General features: G+C 40.9%; 1 protein-coding gene. It reads right to left on the bottom strand.

What is annotated here, in order from left to right; genetic code table 11:
- Positions 1-1,032: 23S rRNA (uracil(1939)-C(5))-methyltransferase RlmD (gene rlmD, locus GMD4S_RS09335; protein WP_000618905.1), on the bottom strand; the 1,032-nt coding region annotated here is incomplete at both ends.

Here is a 1,032-nt window from a genome sequence, read left to right as displayed (position 1 = left end):
CTTGATACCAGCGTGGAATAATCTCTTCTGCTGTTCCCGCTTCGTAATGAGTATTGTCAAACCCCATTTTTTTAGCATTTCGCTTGGCATCTTCAATAGCTTCTGGAATAATATCCATTCCTCTGAGACTCTTGACCTTATTTGCAAAGGCAAATCCAATCGTCCCAACACCGCAATAGGCATCGATCAGATGATCCTCTTTGCTGACATCCAGAGCCTTAACTGCTTCACTATAGAGAATTTCTGTCTGCTCAGGATTAAGCTGATAAAAAGCTCGGGGCGAGAGAGAAAACTCATAGTCGAGTACTCCTTCTTGAATACTCTCTTGACCCCAGATAATTTCCGTCTTTTCACCATAGATTTCACTTGTTTTTGCTGTGTTTGTATTGACTGCAACCGTGACGACTTCTGGAAAATCTTTAACTAAGTCTTTTACCAGCTGGGTTAAATTAAGCTGACGATTCGTAACAATGATTATCTGAACTTGTCCTGTTTTTCTTGCTCGACGTACCATGATAGTGCGAACACCAAGCGTTTTTCTCTCATCTGTAATTGGAATTTGGTGGTAAGTAAGAAGTTCAGCTAGGCGATTCGCAATCACTTGGGTTTCCTTATCTTGCACCAAACAGTCTTTCAACTCTACGAGATAATGAGAGTTTTGTGCATACAAACCTGCCTTGACCTGATTTTTAAATTTCCGAGTCTGGAATTGAAGCTTAGCACGGTAGTACTTTGGTTCCTGCATTCCGATAGTTGGACGGATTTCATAGTTTTCATATCCCGCAGGGGCAAATTTTTTCAGGGCTTGGTGGAGCAGATCCGTCTTGAACTCTAACTGTTTATCATAGTGGAGGTGCATGATTTGGCAACCACCACATTCATTATAAATCGTACAAGCCGGTACGACTCGAAATTTAGACTTCTTATTAACCTTTAGTAATTTGGCTTCAACAAAGTTACGTTTAATAGAAGTAATCTGACAATAGATATCTTCTCCTTTGAGGGCGCCTGGCACAAAAACGAGGGTTTTCT

Source organism: Streptococcus sp. GMD4S (genome assembly GCF_000296955.1).
This window is presented reverse-complemented; position numbering and strand designations above follow the sequence as displayed.